Origin of the sequence: Sphingomonas glacialis (assembly GCF_014653575.1) — a bacterium.
In the GTDB taxonomy this organism is placed as follows: Bacteria; Pseudomonadota; Alphaproteobacteria; order Sphingomonadales; family Sphingomonadaceae; genus Sphingomonas; species Sphingomonas glacialis.
Genome location: NZ_BNAQ01000002.1, coordinates 736,797 through 754,090 on the forward strand (window position 1 = coordinate 736,797; position 17,294 = coordinate 754,090).

A 17,294-nucleotide genomic window follows, 5' to 3' on the forward strand; every position below is an offset into this window, starting at 1 on the left:
AGTGTCGTCACCCCGGACGTGGGAGCCGGGGTCCATGTGCGACGCTCGGCCGATCGCATGGATGCTGAAACGAGTTCAGCATGACGGGTCGGCTTAGTCGAGCCCGAGCGCTTGCTTGTAGGTCTCGAGCAGCGCCTCGGCTTCCTCGCGGTGATGCTTCTCCATCTTGCGCAGCCGCACGATCGAGCGGATCGTCTTGACGTCGAAGCCGGTCGACTTGGCCTCGCCGTACACGTCCTTGATGTCGTCGGCGATGCCCTTCTTTTCTTCCTCGAGGCGCTCGATGCGCTCGATGAGAAGGCGTAGCTGGTCGGCGGCGATAATGTCGCTCACGGTAAATCCCCCGGGGTTTGAATCAGTGAAAGGCGCGCGCTTTAGGCCAGCGCAGCGCCGCCGTCACGCATTCTTCGAAACACTCTGGCGCATCCGCTCGAGCTGCTCGGGCGTCGCATCGCCCTGATGCTCGGCTTTCCACTGCGCGTACGGCATGCCGTAGACGATCGCGCGTGCCTCGTCCTTGGTCATGCTGCCGTCTGCCTCTTCGACCCAGTCCGACAGGCAGTTGCGGCAGAAACCGGCCAGCCCCATCAAGTCGATATTCTCGGCGTCGCTGCGGTGGCGCAGATGGCGCACCAGCCGCCGAAACGCCGCCGCCGCTACGGCATCATCCAGTCCATCCAAATCGCGCATCGTTTCGCTCCACGGTTGATCGTGGCGAGATAGGAGGTAGAGCAGCAGCCGTACAGCCTCCCCACGGCAAGGACCTCCCCATGATCAAGACCATCGCCCCGCGCGCGCGTAAGGTACGTATCCTCGCCACGCTCGGCCCCGCCAGCAGCAGCCCCGAGATGATCGCCGCTTTGTTCGAAGCGGGCGCCGACGCCTTCCGCGTCAATATGAGCCACGGCGACCAGCAATCGAAGATCGCCGTCATCCAGGCGATCCGCGCGCTCGAGAAGATTTATCAGCGCCCGACCACGATCCTCGCCGATCTGCAGGGGCCGAAGCTCCGCGTCGGCAAGTTCGAGGGCGGCAAGATCGAGCTCGTCAAGGGCCAGACCTTCACGCTCGACCGCGACACCACGCCCGGCGACACCACCCGCGTCGAGCTGCCGCACCGCGAGATCTTCGAGGCGATCGAGCCCGGCGCGCGCCTGCTGCTCGACGACGGCAAGCTCGTGCTGCGCGTCACCGACCACACCGACACGACGATCGTCACCGAGGTCGTGGTCGGCGGGGCACTGTCGAACAGCAAGGGGCTGAACGTCCCCGACGTCGTGCTGCCGATGGCGGCGCTGACCGAAAAGGACCGCAGCGATCTCGCCTTCGCGGTCGACCAGGGCGTCGACTGGATCGCTTTGTCGTTCGTCCAGCGCCCCGAGGATCTCGCCGAGGCGCGGAAGCTGATCGGCGGCAAGGCGTCGCTGCTCGCCAAGATCGAGAAGCCGCAAGCGATCCAGCGGCTCGAGGAAATCGTCGAGATGTGCGACGGCGTGATGGTCGCGCGCGGCGATCTCGGCGTCGAGATGCCGCCCGAGAGCGTCCCGCCGCTGCAGAAGCGCATCATCGAAGTGTCGCGCCGCCTGGGCCGCCCGGTGGTGGTCGCGACGCAGATGCTCGAATCGATGATCACCTCGCCCTCGCCGACGCGCGCCGAGGTGTCCGACGTCGCGACCGCGATCTATGACGGCGCCGATGCGATCATGCTCTCGGCCGAAAGCGCGGCGGGCGCGTGGCCGACCGAATCGGTCGCGATGATGAATGCGATCGGCGAGGCGGTCGAAAAGGATCCGACGCATGGCGACCGGATCCACTTCACCGTGATCCGCTCGGACCCGACCACCGCCGATGCCCTGGCCGAAGCCGCCAAGAACATCGCGCAGACGGTCGAGGCCGCCGCGATCATCTGCTTCACCGCCTCGGGCTCGACCGCCCGCCGCGTCGCGCGCGAGCGGCCCGGCGTCCCGCTGATGATCCTTACCCCGAACCCCGAGACCGCGCGGCGGGCGGGCTTGCTGTGGGGCGCCTATGCGATCCTGACCAAGGACGTCGATTCGTTCGAGGAGATGGTCGCCAAGGCCAAGCGCATGGCGCTGCGCCACAACCTCGCCAAGGCGGGCGACCGCATCATCCTGATCGCGGGCGTGCCGTTCAAGACGCCGGGGTCGACCAACGTGCTCCACGTCGTGCGGGTCAGCGGCGATGAGTTGAAGGGGTATGCGAGCTAGGTCCAACCCCTCACGGTCACCCCGGGCTTGTCCCGGGGTCCACTGGGATGCCCACCCTGCCGCCCGAGCGGGCGCGGCACGGTGGGCCCCGGCACAAGGCCGGGGTGACGAAGTGGGTGCTACGCGATGGAACCGAAGGTGTGGCTTAGGCGAGAATGCCGTAGCGCGCGAGATCCGCGCGCAGCGTCGCGGCGTCGGTGAAGACCACCGCGCCCATCCCGACGCTCTGCGCGCCCGCGACATTGTCTTCGCGATCGTCGACGAACAGCGTGTCCTCGGCGCGCAAGCCGAAGCGGTCGAGCGCGAGGCGGTAGATCGCCGGATCGGGCTTGGTCAGCAATTCGTCGCCCGAGACGACGATGTCGTCGAAGCGATCGAACAGATCGGCCTCGCGGTCGCGGAACGACGGCCAGAACTCGCCTGAGAAATTGGTGATCGCATAGAGCGGCACGCCCGCCTCCTCGAGTTCGCGCACGAGGTCGCGCATCCCCGGAAGCATCCCGCCAAGCTGCTCGCCGAAGCGCGGCCCCCAGGCGGCGATCAGCGCGGCATGCTGCGGATGCGCGGCGGCGAGCTCGGCCGAGGTCTCGGCGAACGGACGGCCAGCGTCATGCTGGAAATGCCATTCCTTGGTCGCGACATCGCGCAGGAATGCATCGAGCGCCCGATCGTCACCGATCAGGCGCTCATAGAGGAATCTGGGATTCCAATCGTACAAGACGTTGCCGACGTCGAAGACGACGGCCCGCGTCACGTCGCTTAGCCCTGGCGGGCCTTGAAGCGGCGGTTGGTCTTGTTGATGATATAGGTACGCCCACGACGACGGATCACGCGGTTATCGCGATGACGGCCCTTGAGCGACTTCAGGGAATTGCGGATCTTCATGATCGATTCGCTTTGCAAAATCTGGAATGTGGAAAAGAGCGGCTGCGCATATGGTCGCGCCCTCTCCAAGTCAAGCGCGACCACGTCGATACGCCGCGCTATAGCGACGGAACCCGGACGCCGGGTCCAGGCGTTACACCCCTGCAACGACTGTGGTAACAAGGACAAGAGTATGAAGCTGGCTTTGGGAATGGCGATCGCCGCGGCAGCGAGCTTGAGCGCCTGCGCGACGACGACGACGAGTGGTCCGGTCGAAGTGACGCGGTTTCACCTCGGATCGACGGCGACGCCGCTCGAGACGGGGACGCTCGCGGTCGAACCCGCGCCCGGTGGCGGCCCCGCCAGCCTCGAGTTCAAGACCTATGCCGCCGCCGTCCAGACCGAGGCGCTGGCGCACGGCTTCACCGTTCCCAAGACCGACCCCGATGCGCAATATCTCGCGGTCGTCGGCTTTACGCGGACGACGCGCCCGGCGCCGCCGCGCAATGGCGGCAGCGGCGTGAGCATCGGCCTCGGCGGTGGTGGCTATAGCGGTGGTGGCGGCTATCGTGGCGGCGGCGGCGTGGGCCTCGGCGGCGGCATTTCCTTCCCGATCGGCAAGCAGAAGTACCGCACCGTCGTGCTGACCGACTTGACCGTCCAGATCCGCCGCCGCCGCGACGCGACGGTGATCTGGGAAGGCCATGCGCAGACCTTCTCGCCGGGCGAGGCGCCCGCGGCACAAGCCAACGCCGCGGCAGCGAAATTGTCGCATGCGCTGTTCCTGGGGTTCCCCGGGGAATCGGGTCGCACTATTACGGTGCGATGAGCATCACCATAAACGCCGCTTTCGATAGCGGAAACATCGACGTGGTCGCCATCGACGGCGACCGCGTCGATCTCGCCATCCGGCTCGACCATCAGTCGGACTTCTTCCAGTGGTTCCACTTCCGCGTCGCGGGCGCGAAGGGGCGGACGCTCACCTTGCGCATCACCAACGCTGCGCAATCGGCCTATCCGTTCGGCTGGCCGGGCTACAAGGTGCGCGCGAGCACCGATCGCCGGGCATGGCGGATGATCCCGACGCGCTACGTCGACGGGATGCTCGAGTTCGAGTGGAACGGCGACAGCGATCTCGTCTGGTTCGCCTATTTCGAACCCTATACGATCGAGCAGCACGACGCGCTGGTCGCCCGCATCGCGGTGCAGCCGGGCGTGACGCATCGCGAGCTCGGCCAGTCGCTCGACGGCCGCGCGATCGATTGCCTCGATATCGGCAGCGGCCCCAAGCATGTCTGGCTCTACGCGCGCCAGCATCCCGGCGAGAGCATGGCCGAGTGGTGGATGGAAGGCGCGCTCGACTGGCTGACCGATGCCGCCAATCCGGTGGCCCGCGCCTTGCGCGAAAAGGCGACCTTCCACTGCGTCCCCAACATGAACCCCGACGGCTCGTTCCGCGGGCATCTGCGCACCAATGCGGCGGGCGTGAACCTCAATCGCGAATGGCATACGCCGACGCCGGAGAAGAGCCCCGAAGTGCTGTGCGTCCGCGATGCGATGGACGCGACCGGCGTCGCCTTCGCGATCGACGTGCACGGCGACGAGGCGATCGCGGCGAATTTCTTCGCCGGGTTCGAAGGAATCCCGTCCTGGACCGACGCGCTCGGCGCCAAATATACCGAGTTCGGCGAGCGGCTCGCGGCGCACTCGCCCGATTTCCAGACCGCGCGCGGCTATGACAAGGCGGCGCCGGGCAAGGCCAACCTGTCGATGTCGACCAACCAGCTCGCCGAGCGGTTCGGTGCGGTGTCGATGACGCTCGAAATGCCGTTCAAGGACCATGACCCCAACCCCGACGCCGAGTTCGGCTGGTCGGGCGCGCGCTCGAAGACGCTGGCGCATGCCTGCCTCGAAGTGCTTGCCGACATGATCGACGCGATCTAGGTCCCCTCGCAAAGGAGACCCAGATGCCCACCCTCGTCCTGATCCGCCACGGCCAGTCGGCCTGGAACCTCGAGAACCGCTTCACCGGCTGGTGGGACGTCGATCTGACCGACAAGGGCGTCGAGGAAGCGCGCGCCGCGGGGCGGCTGATGGCGGAGAAGGGGCTCGATTTCGATCTCTGCTTCACCTCGCTGCAGACGCGCGCGATCAAGACGCTCAACCTGGCGCTTGAGGAAATGCGGCGACTGTGGCTGCCGGTCGAGAAGGACTGGCGGCTCAACGAGCGGCATTATGGCGGGCTGACCGGCCTCGACAAGGCCGAGACCGCCGCCAAGCACGGCGCCGAGCAAGTCCATATCTGGCGCCGCAGCTTCGACATCCCGCCGCCGCCGCTCGAAGCCGGCAGCGAATACGATCTGTCGCTGGACCGCCGCTACGCCGGGATCGACATCCCCGCGACCGAGAGCCTCAAGGACACAATCGCACGCGTCCTGCCATATTGGGAGGGCCGGATCGCGCCTGCTCTGCGCGACGGGCAGCGCGTCGTCATCTCGGCGCACGGCAATTCGCTGCGCGCGCTCGTCAAGCATCTGTCGGGGATCCCCGATGACGAGATCACGACGCTCGAGATCCCGACCGGGCAGCCGATCGTTTACGAACTCGATGATTCGCTGGCGGCGACCGATCGTTATTATCTGAGCGAGCGCTGAGCTCTTAGCTCGGTCGCTGGGCGGAAAGGGGAACTGCCCGCCTTCTTCAAACGGATGGTGGAGGGAGATCGACAGCGCGCACAGCGCATGTTGCCCCCTCCACTATTCGCAGACTGCTCGGCGTCCACCTCCCCCGGTCGCCGGGGGAGGGGATCAAACCATCGCTCGGGCTTACTGGCCCGTCGTCACCGTCGTCGTGGTCTTCTCGGTCACGCGCGCAGGTGCAGCGCGGCGCGTCGTTGCCTTGCGCACGACACGCTTGACTGCGGTGTGACGAACGGCAGGCGCCGCGGTCTTCGTCGTCTCGGTCGTTACCGTCGTGGTCGGTGCGGGCGCCTGGACGACAACCGGCGGCGCCGACCGTGCTGCGGCTGCGTCGGCGGCTGCCGAAGCGGCGGCCTGCTCGGCGGCGTTCGCACGGGCGTTGGCGGCTGCGGCGTCGGCCTGGGCGTCCATTGCGACATTGCGGGCGTTGGTCGTGGCGGCATGGGCGGCATCGTTATGCGCACGCTGCGCCTGGCCAAGCGCGGTGTCGGCAAGCTGCGACGCGCGATGCGCATCGTCGATCGCTTCGGCCTTCTTGCCAGCGGCGAGATGCTCTTCGGCGGCGCGGAGCTGCGCCTGGGCATCGGCCTGGAGCCGCGGCGTCTCGGTCGTCGCGCCGACCTTGGCCGACGCGTCGATCTTGGCGCGCGCTTCGGCGATCGCCTGCTCGGCGCGGTCATGCTTGCCCTCGGCGAAGGCGGGGGCGGAGAATGCCAGCACGCTGGCGAGCGCGACGGACGAAAGGGTCGAAAAACGGGTCATGGCGTGTGTCCGATATGACTGTATGGACTCGCCCAACCCGCGCCATGTCGAACAAGTTCCGCTTGCGATATGACGGCGGAGTGGTTGCCCTGCGGCACCCCGCTCGCTAGTCGGGTGCGATGGCACAGAGCGCGTCCCCCCTTGTCGGTATCATCATGGGCAGCACGTCCGATTGGGAGACGATGCACCATGCGGCCGATTTGCTCGCCGAATTGGGCGTTGCGCACGAGACCAAGGTCGTCTCGGCGCACCGTACGCCGCAGCGGCTCTACGATTATGCGACCGGTGCCGCGGAACGCGGATTGCAGGTGGTGATCGCGGGCGCTGGCGGTGCTGCGCATTTGCCCGGAATGGCGGCGGCGATGACACATTTGCCGGTGCTCGGCGTGCCGGTCGAGAGCAAGACGATGAAGGGCCTCGATAGCCTCTATTCGATCGTCCAGATGCCTGCGGGGATCCCGGTCGGCACGCTGGCGATCGGCAAGGCGGGCGCGAAGAATGCGGCATTGCTCGCCGCGGCGATCCTTGCGCTGTCGGACGCGGCGCTGAGCGCGCGGCTGCAGTCGTGGCGCGCGGCGCAGACCGATGGCGTGGCGATCGATCCGGAATGATGCTCGACGGCTGCTTCCCGTCTCCTCCCCTCCCTGGAAGGGAGGGGTTGGGGGTGGGTCGGCCTAGGGCGGGCGCCCGGCCGAACCACGGGCCAACCCATCCTCGCCCCCTCCCTTCCAGGGAGGGGAGGCTCCCCCATTCGACGGACACGCGCGCATGACCCCCCTCCCCCCCGGCTCGACGATCGGCATCCTCGGCGGCGGGCAACTCGGGCGGATGCTTGCGGTCGCCGCGGCGCAGCTCGGCTATCAAACCCGGATCCTCGCCCCCGACGAGGAAGCCGTCGCCGCGCAAACTGCGTCGAGCTACATCCGCGCCGATTATCACAGCCACATCGTGCTCGACGAATTCGCCGCCGCGGCTGATGTCGTCACCTACGAGTTCGAGAATATCGCGCTGGCGCCTGTCACCTATCTCGCGGGCAAAGTGCCGGTCCATCCCGCCCCGGCCGCGCTCGGCATCGCGCAGGATCGCGCCCTCGAAAAGGCCTTCGTCGCCGAGATCGGCGGGCGTACCGCACCGTGGGCAAAGGTGGAAACGCGCGCGGACCTTGCCGCCGCGCTCGTCGAGATCGGCACGCCCGCGATCCTCAAGACGCTGCGCATGGGCTATGACGGCAAGGGCCAGGTACGCATCACCGCGCTCGACCAGGTTGACGCCGCCTGGGCCGCGATCGGGCAGCGACCGGCGATCCTCGAGGGGTTCGTGCGGTTTACCCACGAATTCTCGATCCTGCTGGTGCGCCGCGCCGACGGTCAGATGGTGAGCTATCCGCCGCCGTGGAACCAGCACGAGGACGGCATCCTCGCCACCTCCACCCTCCCCGCCCCGCCCGAGATTGCCGCGCAATGGGGCGAGGCGGCGGCCCTCGCCGGGCGGATCGCAGACCGGCTCGAGTATGTCGGGGTGCTCGCGTGCGAATTCTTCGCCGGTGCTAACGGCCCGGTGTTCAACGAAATGGCGCCGCGCGTCCACAATTCGGGGCATTGGACGATCGAGGGCGCGGTCTGCTCGCAATTCGAGAACCATATCCGCGCAATCTGCGGGCTGCCGCTCGGCGACACCGCGCTGACGGCGCCCACCGTCGCGATGGAGAATCTGATCGGCGACGACGCTGACCGCTGGGCCGATATTCTCGCCGAGCCGGGCGCGCATCTGCATCTCTACGGCAAGGGCGCGAGCCGGCCGGGGCGCAAGATGGGGCATGTCACGCGGCTCGGGCGGTAAACGCTTGATCCTCCGCTCGCTAGGCGAGGGAGGATTTAGGGGACGATCGGCAGCGCGATGTAGCTCTGGTCGGGCCCGCTCACCATAACCTGCTGCGTCGCCTTCACGTAATCCGCCGGCTTGGCGTAGAAGATGTTGGGCACGAAGCTCTGCGGGTTGCGGTCATAAAGCGGGAACCAGCTCGATTGGACCTGCACCATGATGCGGTGCCCCGGCAGGAACACATGGTTCGCCTGCGGCAACGCCCAGCTATACGCCAGCGGCACCCCGGGTTTGAGCGCGACGGCATGATCGAGCCCCTCGCGGTAGCGCCCACGGAAGATGTCCATGCCGACCGCCAATTGATAGCCGCCCATCTTCGGGTCGCTCGGCACCTGGTCGGGATAGACGTCGATCAGCTTGACCACCCAGTCGCTGTCGGTGCCGCTCGTCGCGGCGGTGAGATGGACGACCGGTTGCCCGGCGATCGTCACGGGCTGCGTCAGCACCGGGCCGGTAAAGGTCAGCACGTCGGGCCGACTCGAGACGATGCGCTGGTCGCCGACCAGCCACGCCTTCCAGTGATTGTCCTCATAGCTAACCGGCCGCACCGGACGCGGCACGTTGGTCACCGGGTGCGCCGGATCGGAGACGTAATCGGCGGTCTGCGCCAGTCCGGCGGCCGGTGCGAAACCAACCGCGTCGCCCGGTTGGAGGTATAGCTTGGTCATCGCCGGCTGCGCCGACCAGCTCGGTAGGCGCTGCCACTGGTTGGTGCCGCTCTGGAACGCGGTGACGGGCGCGACGTCCATGGGCGTGCCCTTGAGGTAATGCGCAAGGAACGGGCCGAGCACTTGGCGGCGCCACCATTTGGCGGTGTCCTGGTCCCATTGGATATCGCCGAGCGCCTTGCCGTCGTCGATCTGCTGACCATGATACCACGGGCCCATCGTCAGATAGACCATGTTCCCGGCGGTATCCTTGGGTTTCAGCGCGCGATACACCGCCGTCGCGCCGTAGATATCCTCCTGGTCCCACAGTCCGTGGACGAGCATCACCGGTACCTTGAGCGGCTGGCGGCTGAGCACCTGGTCCATCGCCTGCGCTTGCCAGAAGCTGTCATACGCCGGGTGCGCGGCGATCTTGCGCCAGAAGCCGATCTGGTCGAGCCCGTGCGCCGTGGCGAGCGCGCCGGTCGAGCCGGCGCGCATCACCGCGTCATATTCGTCATAGGTGGTGCGCGCATAGGGCGACGAATTGTCGCGCGTCGCGATCTGCTCCCAGATATAGTCGATCCCGACGCGGAACGCGCCGTTGTGGAACCAGTCGTCGCCGCGCCAGCCATCGACCATCGGGTTCTCGGGGACAGCCACCACTAGCGCCGGATGCGGGTTGATCAGCGGCATCAGCGACAGGAAGCCGTCGTAGGAAATGCCGAGGATCCCGACCTTGCGGTTCGATTCGGGCAGATGCTTCACCAGCCAGTCGATCGTATCGTAGGTGTCGGTCGAGTCGTCGGTATGCGTCGGGTTGAGCGCGGTGTCGTGGAGCGGCGGGTTCATCATCGCGATGCCCTGCGACCCGTATTTGCCGCGCACGTCCTGCACGACGCGGATGTAGCCGCCGTCGACGATCACGTCGGTGGCATTGTCATAGCCGGTAAGGCTCGTCGCGAGATCGGCGTTGTTGCCGCCTTTGCCCGTCATCCCGTCGGCGTTGTACGGCGTGCGCGTCATCAGGATGCCGGCGTCGTGCGCCCTCTTGGGCAGGAGGATGACGGTGTGGAGCTTGACCCCGTCGCGCATCGGGATCTCGACGATGCGACGCTCGTAGTTGAAGCCTTCGCTCGGGGGGACGAGCTTCGCCGGGCGCTCGTCATAGGTTTGCGCCTGCGCGGTGAGCGGCGAGACCGCCAATGTCGCGCCCAACAGCCAACGTGCTTTCATGCCCCGCTCCCCAGCTCTTCGCTCCGGTCACACGCATGACGCCCCCCCGCCGTCATCCCCGCGAAAGCGGAGATCCCGCTGCCTGGCCCCGCCCCCGAAGAAGAAGCGGGACCCTCGCTTTTGCGAGGGTGACGGGAGTGGGGCGATCGAACGACCTCATGCTGCCGGGGCACACCGGATTGCAAACCCCGACGCGCAAAGTGTGCGGCACGGTGGGCCCCGGCACAAGGCTAGGGTGACGGTCGCGCGATACAAAAACGGCCCGCGCTCCGATTGGAGCGCAGGCCGTCTTCATCGCTCAAACGAACGGCGTTACGCCGCGCGCGTGCCCGTCATCGGGAAGCTGCCGAACGCGCCTGCGCCGACGGTGCCGGTGAGCGTGTCGCCCTCGGCCGTCGCCTTGCAGTCGAGCGTCATCGGCATCGGGACGACGATCGACATCTTCCAGCTGATCGTGTCACCCTCGACCGTGCCGTCGGTGATCTCGACCGAACCCATCGCGCCGTTCTGCGAGCCGGTCCAGCTGGTGCCGTCGGTCTTGACCGTCAGCACCGCCTTCTGGTCGCCGAGCGGCGACTTGACGATCGTATCCCACGTCCCATCAACTGCAGCCATGATGTGTCTCCTGCCAATAATTTCTAGCGCACGTCCGCCACGGACGCCGCAGGGATCACCTCGACCGGCAACCCGATGCTGTCAAGCTGACCGCGGACCTTCGCTGCGTCACCAACGACGATCCAGACGAAGCGTTTCGGGTCGAGCGCCTTGCGTGCCGCAGCGTCAAGCTGGCCTGCGGTGAAGCCCCGATATTTTTGCGGCAGCGTCGCATAATAATCGTCGGGGCGGCGATACAGGTCGTTCGACTGCAGCGCGCCAAGCACCGCGCCCGACGTCTCGAAATTGCCTGGCAGCGAGCTGATCGCATCGGTGATCGTGCGGTCGAACTCGTCGCTCGTGATCCCCTTGGTCGTCACGAAATCGGCGAAGTCGGTGCGCAGCGCGGCGATCGATTCGCCGGTCTTGTCCGCCTGGACGCCGGTGCCGAGCAGATACGGCGTGGCGTATTGCGCGCGACGGAACGATCCGTTGACGCCGTACGACCAGTGCCGCGCCTCGCGCAGGTCCATGTTGACGCGCGACAGGAAATCCCCGCCGAGCGTGTCGTTCGCGGTTTCGAGCGGCAGCAGATCGTCGGTGCCGACGAGCGCGGTGGGTGCGCCCGCGATGATGAACGACTGCGGCGAATCGGGCCGGTCGATCAGCACGATTTTCGGCGCGGACGGCGCGGTCTTCACGCTGAAATCCTTGACGCCGGCGGGCCCGGTCGGCGTCCAGTCGCCGAAGCGCGCGTCGAACGCGGCCTTGATCTCGGCGAGCGGACGATCGCTGACAACGAAGATCTTGGCCTTGTCGGGACGGATCCAGGCTTGCTGGAAGGCGACCAGATCGTCGCGCGTCAGTGCCGCCACCGCCTTGGCGTCGCCGCTGCCGAGCGCCTTGGCGTAGGGATAGGCCGCGCCGTAGACGAGTTTGGGGAACACGCGCAGCGCGAGGCCCTGCGGGCTCGTCAGCTCGGCGGAGATACGCGAAAGCTGCTGGTTCTTGAGCCGCGCGACCTCGGCCGGATCGAACTTGGGATGGCGCACGATATCGGCGAGCAATTCGGTCGACGCCGCGAGATTGGCGCTCGGCGTGAACATGCCGACGATCGTGCGGTCGGGCGCCGAACCGCTGGTGATGCTAGCGCCGAGCCGCTCCTTGGCCTCCGCGATCGCGATCGAATCGCGGGTCGTCGTGCCCTCGTCGAGCATGTCGAGCGTCAGCCCCTGCGTGCCGAGCTTGCCCGGCACGTCGGCGGCGACGCCCGCGTCGAAGCTGATCGACGCCTGGGTGATCGGCACGGCGTTGCGATAGGCGTAGATGAGCTCGATGCCGTTCTTGAGTTTGGCATGCTCGACCTTGGGGAAGACCAGGCTCGACAGCGTGCCGACCGGCGGGAGCGCACCGCGCGTGCCCTTGAATTCCGGCTCGGGCGCGGCGGCGACCTTCACCGGCGGCGTCGCCTCGACATAGGCGTCGCGCGCGCCGGGGATGACGGTCAGCGCATAGACCGGGCGCGTCAGCCATTTGGCGCTCGCTGCCTTGACGCGCGCGGGCGTCTGCGCGGCGAGCTCGGCGAGCTGCTTCTTGTAGAAGCCGGGATCGTTTTCATAGAGCGCGCCCTCGGCGAGCGCGACCGCCTTGCCACCGAAGCCGCCGGTCGATTCGAGCCCGGCGATCCGCCCTGCGGCGTCGCGCGTCGCGACGCGCGCGACTTCGTCGGCAGTCGGGCCGTTGGCAATGACGTCGGCGATAATCTCGTCGAGCCGCTTGGCGACAAGCGCGGGGTCGACACCAGGACGCGCATCGGCGCTGACCACGAACATGCCGACTTGCGCGAAGCTCTCATTGTTCGCCGAGACGCGCACCGCGAGCTTTTCCTTGCGCACCAGCGCATTGTCGAGCCGGCTGCTCGACAGCCCGCCGAGCACGCCCGCCGCCACATCGAGCGCGACTGCGTCGGGGTTGTTGATGCCGGGCACCGCCCACATCCGGTAGATCCGCGTATTGGCGACGCGATCCTTCATCACCTCGCTTTTCGGCGCGGCGAGCGTGGGGACATCGGCGGTCGGCACGACGCTTTCGGGCCCCTTGGGGATCGCACCGAAATATTTGGTGACGAGCGTCTTCGCGGTCGCGACGTCGACGTCGCCCGAGAGCACGAGCACGGCGTTGTTTGGCCCGTAATGCCCGCGGAACCAGTTCTTCACATCCTCGACGCTTGCCGAATCGAGATCCGCCATCGCGCCGATCGTGGTGTGGCCATACGGATGCGTCGCGGGGAACAGCGCTTCGGTCTGCTTGTACTGGACCAGGCCGTAGGGCTGGTTGTCGCCCTGCCGCTTCTCGTTCTGCACCACGCCGCGCTGCTCGTCGACGACCGCAGGCGTGATCGCGCCGAGGAGGTAGCCCATCCGGTCGCTCTCGAGGAACAGCGCACGGTCGAGCGCCGCGACCGGCACCGTCTCGAAATAATTGGTGCGGTCGAAATAGGTCGTGCCGTTGAGATCGGTCGCGCCCATCGCCTTGGTATAAGTGAAATAGTCCTTCGGCGCGTTCTCGCTGCCGTTGAACATCAGATGCTCGAACAGATGCGCGAAGCCGGTCTTGCCCTTGGGCTCGAACTTCGAGCCGACATTGTACCACACCGACACCGCGACGACGGGCGCCTTGCGGTCGGTGTTGACGATGACGCGCAGGCCGTTGGGCAGGCGGAATTCGCTATAGGGGATGTCGACCTGCTTCACGAGGTCCGCCACCGGAACGGGCTTCGGCGCGGTCTGCGCAAAGCTCGGCGTGACGAAGGTTGCGAGCGCTACACCAGAGAGCGCGAGCAGCTTGACGGTCATGGAAATCCCCTGGGAATGGCATCGGAAAGATGAACTGTAGTGTGAGGCTATAGCAGCGCTTGGGCGGTAGCAAACGCTTCCTCGGCCTTCGTTTGAACGGGTCGGTTCGCATTCTCCTCCCCTCCCTGGAAGGGAGGGGTCGGGGGTGGGTCGGCCCGTTGGTAGGGTAACACCCGCCCTAGGCCGACCCACCCCCAGCCCCTCCCTTCCCGGGAGGGGAGCAACTAGGGCCGGTATACGCGCTCGACATTCTTCCGCAGATCGTCGCGCCAGAACAGCACCGGCTTGAACCGGTGCGCCGCGAACAATGGCGCCTGGTCGGCATAATGCGGCGATTCGGGCCGCGTCGTCGCCGCGCCGTAGGGCTGGATCGACTCCGACGCGACACGTCCGGCCTTGTCCCACGCCATCACCATAATGAAGCTGTCGCCATGCTTGACGACGAGCCGCCCGTCATCGGCTTCGTCCCACGTCGAGGCCGCGCGCAGCACATCGGGTGCCCCGTCGAGTGGCAGATCGGCGCTCCCGTGGCGCAACCGCAGCAGCGTGCCGAGCGGCGGATCGAGCGTGCCGAAATGCGTCTGCAGATATGCCGCCGCCTTGGCCAGCGCGTCGCGCGGATCGAGCTCGGGGCGGCGCTGGTAATGCCATTTCTGCCCCGTCCGCAGCAGGATCGCGGCAAGCGCCTGGCCACTATGATGGCCGTCGAAATCCCAGTTCCAGCCGCGCAGCAGGCCAATCGCTTGCTTCAGCTGCGCATCGCCCTTTGGATCGATGCGCGCGACATCGCCATACCATTTCGCGGCCCAGCTCAGCTTGCTGACGCCGGTGTCGAACTTGATCCGCAGCAGATCCTCGGCCGAGATCGACGGATCGGCCCCCAGGAGCTCGACCGCGCGCGTGCCGCGATTGGTCGTGTCGGTCTCGATCCCGAGCAGCGGCGAATAGTCGCCCGGCTTGAGCTCCGACCCAGCCCCCGCCGCCTGGAACGGCGTGTTGTTGGCATTGGCGAGAAAGCCCGATGCGGGGTTCACGTTGCGCGGCACTTGCGCGAACGGCACCGTGCCGGCCGCAAGATCGCGCGAGGTATCGCCGCGCAGGAGGTGGCGATAATCGAACCCCGGCTTCCGGTTGGGAAAGCTCGCATTGTAGACATAGGCGATGTTGCCCGCGGCGTCGCCATAGAGGAAGTTGGTCGCGGGAACGCCCTGGAGCGCCAGCGCCTTCTGCCACTCGCCGAAATCGCGCGCGCGCGTCAGCCGGTAATATTCCTCGACCATGCGGAGCTGGTCGGCACCGGCATAGCGGATCGCGAACGCGCCGCTCTTGTTGACGATCACCGGCCCCTGCACCGCGCGATAGACCATCTTCGGGATCGGCAGCACGAACGGCCCGAAGCGCACCTTTAGCCACACGCGGCGCGCCTCGAGCGGAAGCCACTTGCCGTCGAAGCGATACTCGGTGCCCGCTTGATTGCGCACGAGCTTGTAGACGTCGGTCAGGTCGGGCCGGTTGACGGTGTTGGTCCACCCCAGATGTTCGTTATGCCCGAGCACCGGGAACGGCACGCCGGGGAAGGTCGCGCCCGAGAAATGCCAGCCAGTGCCCGATTGCACGCTGAGTTCGTACCATGCCACTGGCCCGCTCCACGGCTGATGCGAGTTCGAGATCACGCGCGTGAAACCGTCGGCCGAGCGTTTCGGCGCGACGACGAAGGCGTTCGAGCCATTGGGCATCGCTTCGCCGGTCGCGGGGAGCGCGGTCGGATCGGGGCTGTCGGGCACGGCCCCCGCGGTCTCGGCCGGGAGCGGCTTGTCGCCCGACAGCGCACCGAGCGTCTGGTCGAGCCCGAAGAAGAACGGCGTGCGCAGCACGAAACCCGTCGCGATATCCTCGCCATTCGCCGGGAACAGTCGCGCGAGCCGGATTTCTCCGGGGTGGCGACGGGCATAGGCGTTCAGCCCGCTGGCATAGGCATCGAGCAAGGCGCGCACATCGGCGGGCTGCTTGTCGTAATCGCGCTGCGCGGTCTCGCGCGCGCCGAGCAAGGCGAGCGTATAATCGACCTTGGCGCCGTCTGCGCCGGTCATCGCGCCGAGCCGCCCGCGCGCCATCGCGACCGCCTCCTGCAGCGTCGCGAAATCGTCCTCGGCATGGGCATAGGCGACACCGTAGGCGACATCGGGATCGGTCTTGCCGAAGATGTGCGGCACGCCGAAGCGATCCCGCGCGATCACGCTGTCGTAATGGCGCTCGGCCGGTGCGACGACGCGCGCCGCGGTGAACGGCTCCCACACCGCCAAAGCAATTGCGGCGCCGAGCAGCACCACCGCCAGCCATACCGCCCCGGATCGTATCGTCCGCATTCGGATCCCCTCTCGGGGCGAATAGAGCAGCCTTCGGGGGATTAGGCTAGACGTGCTTGCGCGCCACCGACCAAATGAAGCTGTCATACCAGAAATGCAGCAGCGAGCAGGCGATGAACGGCGCCAGGAACACGCGCACGCTCCCCGTCATCGCCGCCGCATAGGCCAGGCCGAACAGGATGCAACCGCCCCAGAAATACAGCATCGTGCGGCCCTGCCGCCCGCCCGACGCCTGCGTCATCCGCCCGCCCTCCTTCACCCAGACGAGCGCGAAATATTGCACCGCATGATAGAGATTGATCACCGCGAGCGCGACGATCGGCGGCGTGAAGCCCCAGGCGAGGATCGACACAGCCCCCGTCGAAACGAGCGTCGCGACCTTGTGTGCGGGGAGGCGATACCCGACGCGCATCGCCTGCCGATAGTCGAGGATCGCCCACACCAGCACGATCGCATAAGCGAGCAGCGCGGCGGCGCGGATGCCGGTATTGTAGCCGGCAAGCACGCCCGGCACGCTGGCCAGCGTGGCCAGCGCGGTGTGGTCGAACTTCGCAAAACTCTGGAGATGCGTCGCGAGCGCTGCTCCCGCCGCGAGCGGGCCGACATAGAGCAAGGTGTTGAGCCGCAAATCGGTCTTGCGCAGCAGCTCGGGCGGATTGCCCGCCTTCATGTCGTAGATCCGCGCGAAGCCGAAATTCTGCATCGCCGAGTGGTAGACATCCCAGAACACCGCCAACACGCTCGCCGCGACCAAAGCGATCGGCGAGAGGAACAGCGTCGCGATCAACGCGATCGGCGCGACTGTCAGCTTGCCGCGATGCGCCGCGAACACCGTGCGATTGCCATAGGCGCGCGGGACGACGGCGATGAGATGCGCCCAAGTCGTGATCGCGATCACCGCGAACATGCCCTTGATCGCGACCGACGCGGCGTCGTGCGGTGCCGCCAGCGCCCAGCCGTCGAGCCAAAGCTCGACCGCGAGGAATGCGACGAGCGGCGCGCCCCAGAACACCAGCGCATCACGGCGTGGGCCGAGGATCGCGCGCGACGGGTCGGACAGCGAGCCGGGTGCCGGTGCTGCGGCGGTCCAGCGCAGAGTGTCATAGTGCGTTGCCACGGTATCCCCGGATTGCCTGCGGTTTCGGCGCGATCCTATGGCAGT

Annotated in this window: 16 protein-coding genes; 6 read left to right on the forward strand and 10 right to left on the reverse strand. The window is 67.0% G+C overall.

Annotation, left to right across the window (positions count from 1 at the left end):
- Positions 1-93: 93 nt before the first annotated feature.
- Entirely contained in the window at positions 94-333 is a 240-nt protein-coding gene (locus IE187_RS10155) for a DUF2312 domain-containing protein (protein WP_010185731.1), read from the reverse strand.
- A gap of 63 nt (positions 334-396) precedes the next feature.
- On the reverse strand, positions 397-690 hold the full coding sequence (locus tag IE187_RS10160) for a DUF1244 domain-containing protein (RefSeq protein WP_189676125.1): 294 nt from the start codon (positions 688-690) through the stop codon (positions 397-399).
- Positions 691-770: 80 nt separating this feature from the next.
- Here IE187_RS10160 and pyk point away from each other — a divergent pair, with 80 nt between their 5' ends.
- The gene (gene pyk / locus IE187_RS10165) at positions 771-2,228 is read left to right on the forward strand and encodes a pyruvate kinase (RefSeq protein WP_133190780.1); all 1,458 of its coding nucleotides are present in this window, start codon (positions 771-773) and stop codon (positions 2,226-2,228) included.
- Positions 2,229-2,373: 145 nt separating this feature from the next.
- On the opposite strand, the gene IE187_RS10170 is transcribed toward pyk, so the two are convergent.
- Positions 2,374-2,982, reverse strand: coding sequence for an HAD family hydrolase (locus IE187_RS10170; protein ID WP_189676126.1), 609 nt, complete (start codon positions 2,980-2,982; stop codon positions 2,374-2,376).
- 5 nt (positions 2,983-2,987) lie between these two features.
- Positions 2,988-3,113, reverse strand: coding sequence for a type B 50S ribosomal protein L36 (ykgO, locus tag IE187_RS10175; protein WP_010160916.1), 126 nt, complete (start codon positions 3,111-3,113; stop codon positions 2,988-2,990).
- A gap of 172 nt (positions 3,114-3,285) precedes the next feature.
- On the opposite strand from ykgO, the gene IE187_RS10180 reads away from it, so the two are divergent.
- Genes IE187_RS10180 through gpmA form a run of 3 tightly spaced genes read left to right on the forward strand, consistent with a single transcriptional unit; the run spans position 3,286 to position 5,746 of the window.
- Positions 3,286-3,921: a DUF4136 domain-containing protein gene (locus IE187_RS10180; RefSeq protein ID WP_133190784.1), complete on the forward strand. Its 636-nt coding sequence runs from the start codon at positions 3,286-3,288 to the stop codon at positions 3,919-3,921.
- A complete protein-coding gene (locus tag IE187_RS10185; protein ID WP_189676127.1) occupies positions 3,918-5,036 on the forward strand; it encodes a M14 family metallopeptidase in 1,119 nt (372 codons plus the stop codon). Before IE187_RS10180 ends, IE187_RS10185 begins: the two co-directional genes overlap by 4 nt.
- A 23-nt stretch (positions 5,037-5,059) precedes the next feature.
- Positions 5,060-5,746: a 2,3-diphosphoglycerate-dependent phosphoglycerate mutase gene (gene gpmA / locus IE187_RS10190; protein WP_189676128.1), complete on the forward strand. Its 687-nt coding sequence runs from the start codon at positions 5,060-5,062 to the stop codon at positions 5,744-5,746.
- 171 nt (positions 5,747-5,917) lie between these two features.
- Here gpmA and IE187_RS10195 read toward each other — a convergent pair whose 3' ends face one another.
- Complete coding sequence (locus IE187_RS10195) at positions 5,918-6,553, reverse strand: hypothetical protein (protein WP_189676129.1); 636 nt, start codon at positions 6,551-6,553, stop codon at positions 5,918-5,920.
- Between the two features lie 155 nt (positions 6,554-6,708).
- Here IE187_RS10195 and purE point away from each other — a divergent pair, with 155 nt between their 5' ends.
- The gene (gene purE, locus IE187_RS10200; RefSeq protein ID WP_229839346.1) at positions 6,709-7,164 is read left to right on the forward strand and encodes a 5-(carboxyamino)imidazole ribonucleotide mutase; all 456 of its coding nucleotides are present in this window, start codon (positions 6,709-6,711) and stop codon (positions 7,162-7,164) included.
- Positions 7,165-7,321: 157 nt separating this feature from the next.
- The gene (locus IE187_RS10205; protein WP_189676131.1) at positions 7,322-8,392 is read left to right on the forward strand and encodes a 5-(carboxyamino)imidazole ribonucleotide synthase; all 1,071 of its coding nucleotides are present in this window, start codon (positions 7,322-7,324) and stop codon (positions 8,390-8,392) included.
- A 35-nt stretch (positions 8,393-8,427) separates the two neighbouring features.
- Here IE187_RS10205 and IE187_RS10210 read toward each other — a convergent pair whose 3' ends face one another.
- From IE187_RS10210 to IE187_RS10230, 5 genes are all read right to left on the reverse strand, one after another.
- A complete protein-coding gene (locus IE187_RS10210) occupies positions 8,428-10,317 on the reverse strand; it encodes a CocE/NonD family hydrolase (protein ID WP_189676132.1) in 1,890 nt (629 codons plus the stop codon).
- 312 nt (positions 10,318-10,629) lie between these two features.
- Positions 10,630-10,932, reverse strand: a complete 303-nt coding sequence (locus IE187_RS10215) for a hypothetical protein (RefSeq protein ID WP_133190799.1) — start codon at positions 10,930-10,932, stop codon at positions 10,630-10,632.
- Between the two features lie 23 nt (positions 10,933-10,955).
- The gene (locus IE187_RS10220) at positions 10,956-13,766 is read right to left on the reverse strand and encodes a M16 family metallopeptidase (RefSeq protein WP_189676133.1); all 2,811 of its coding nucleotides are present in this window, start codon (positions 13,764-13,766) and stop codon (positions 10,956-10,958) included.
- Positions 13,767-13,990: 224 nt separating this feature from the next.
- On the reverse strand, positions 13,991-16,132 hold the full coding sequence (locus tag IE187_RS10225) for a penicillin acylase family protein (RefSeq protein WP_189676134.1): 2,142 nt from the start codon (positions 16,130-16,132) through the stop codon (positions 13,991-13,993).
- Positions 16,133-16,178: 46 nt separating this feature from the next.
- The gene (locus tag IE187_RS10230; RefSeq protein ID WP_189676135.1) at positions 16,179-17,249 is read right to left on the reverse strand and encodes a hypothetical protein; all 1,071 of its coding nucleotides are present in this window, start codon (positions 17,247-17,249) and stop codon (positions 16,179-16,181) included.
- Positions 17,250-17,294: the final 45 nt, after the last annotated feature.

Bases quoted from the DNA above. Each gene is read 5' to 3' on its own strand.
- IE187_RS10160 (WP_189676125.1), bottom strand. From the start codon at position 690: ATGCGCGATTTGGATGGACTGGATGATGCCGTAGCGGCGGCGGCGTTT.
- pyk (WP_133190780.1), top strand. From the start codon at position 771: ATGATCAAGACCATCGCCCCGCGCGCGCGTAAGGTACGTATCCTCGCC.
- ykgO (WP_010160916.1), bottom strand. From the start codon at position 3,113: ATGAAGATCCGCAATTCCCTGAAGTCGCTCAAGGGCCGTCATCGCGAT.
- IE187_RS10180 (WP_133190784.1), top strand. From the start codon at position 3,286: ATGAAGCTGGCTTTGGGAATGGCGATCGCCGCGGCAGCGAGCTTGAGC.
- IE187_RS10185 (WP_189676127.1), top strand. From the start codon at position 3,918: ATGAGCATCACCATAAACGCCGCTTTCGATAGCGGAAACATCGACGTG.
- gpmA (WP_189676128.1), top strand. From the start codon at position 5,060: ATGCCCACCCTCGTCCTGATCCGCCACGGCCAGTCGGCCTGGAACCTC.
- IE187_RS10195 (WP_189676129.1), bottom strand. From the start codon at position 6,553: ATGACCCGTTTTTCGACCCTTTCGTCCGTCGCGCTCGCCAGCGTGCTG.
- purE (WP_229839346.1), top strand. From the start codon at position 6,709: ATGGGCAGCACGTCCGATTGGGAGACGATGCACCATGCGGCCGATTTG.
- IE187_RS10205 (WP_189676131.1), top strand. From the start codon at position 7,322: ATGACCCCCCTCCCCCCCGGCTCGACGATCGGCATCCTCGGCGGCGGG.
- IE187_RS10210 (WP_189676132.1), bottom strand. From the start codon at position 10,317: ATGAAAGCACGTTGGCTGTTGGGCGCGACATTGGCGGTCTCGCCGCTC.
- IE187_RS10215 (WP_133190799.1), bottom strand. From the start codon at position 10,932: ATGGCTGCAGTTGATGGGACGTGGGATACGATCGTCAAGTCGCCGCTC.
- IE187_RS10220 (WP_189676133.1), bottom strand. From the start codon at position 13,766: ATGACCGTCAAGCTGCTCGCGCTCTCTGGTGTAGCGCTCGCAACCTTC.
- IE187_RS10225 (WP_189676134.1), bottom strand. From the start codon at position 16,132: ATGCGGACGATACGATCCGGGGCGGTATGGCTGGCGGTGGTGCTGCTC.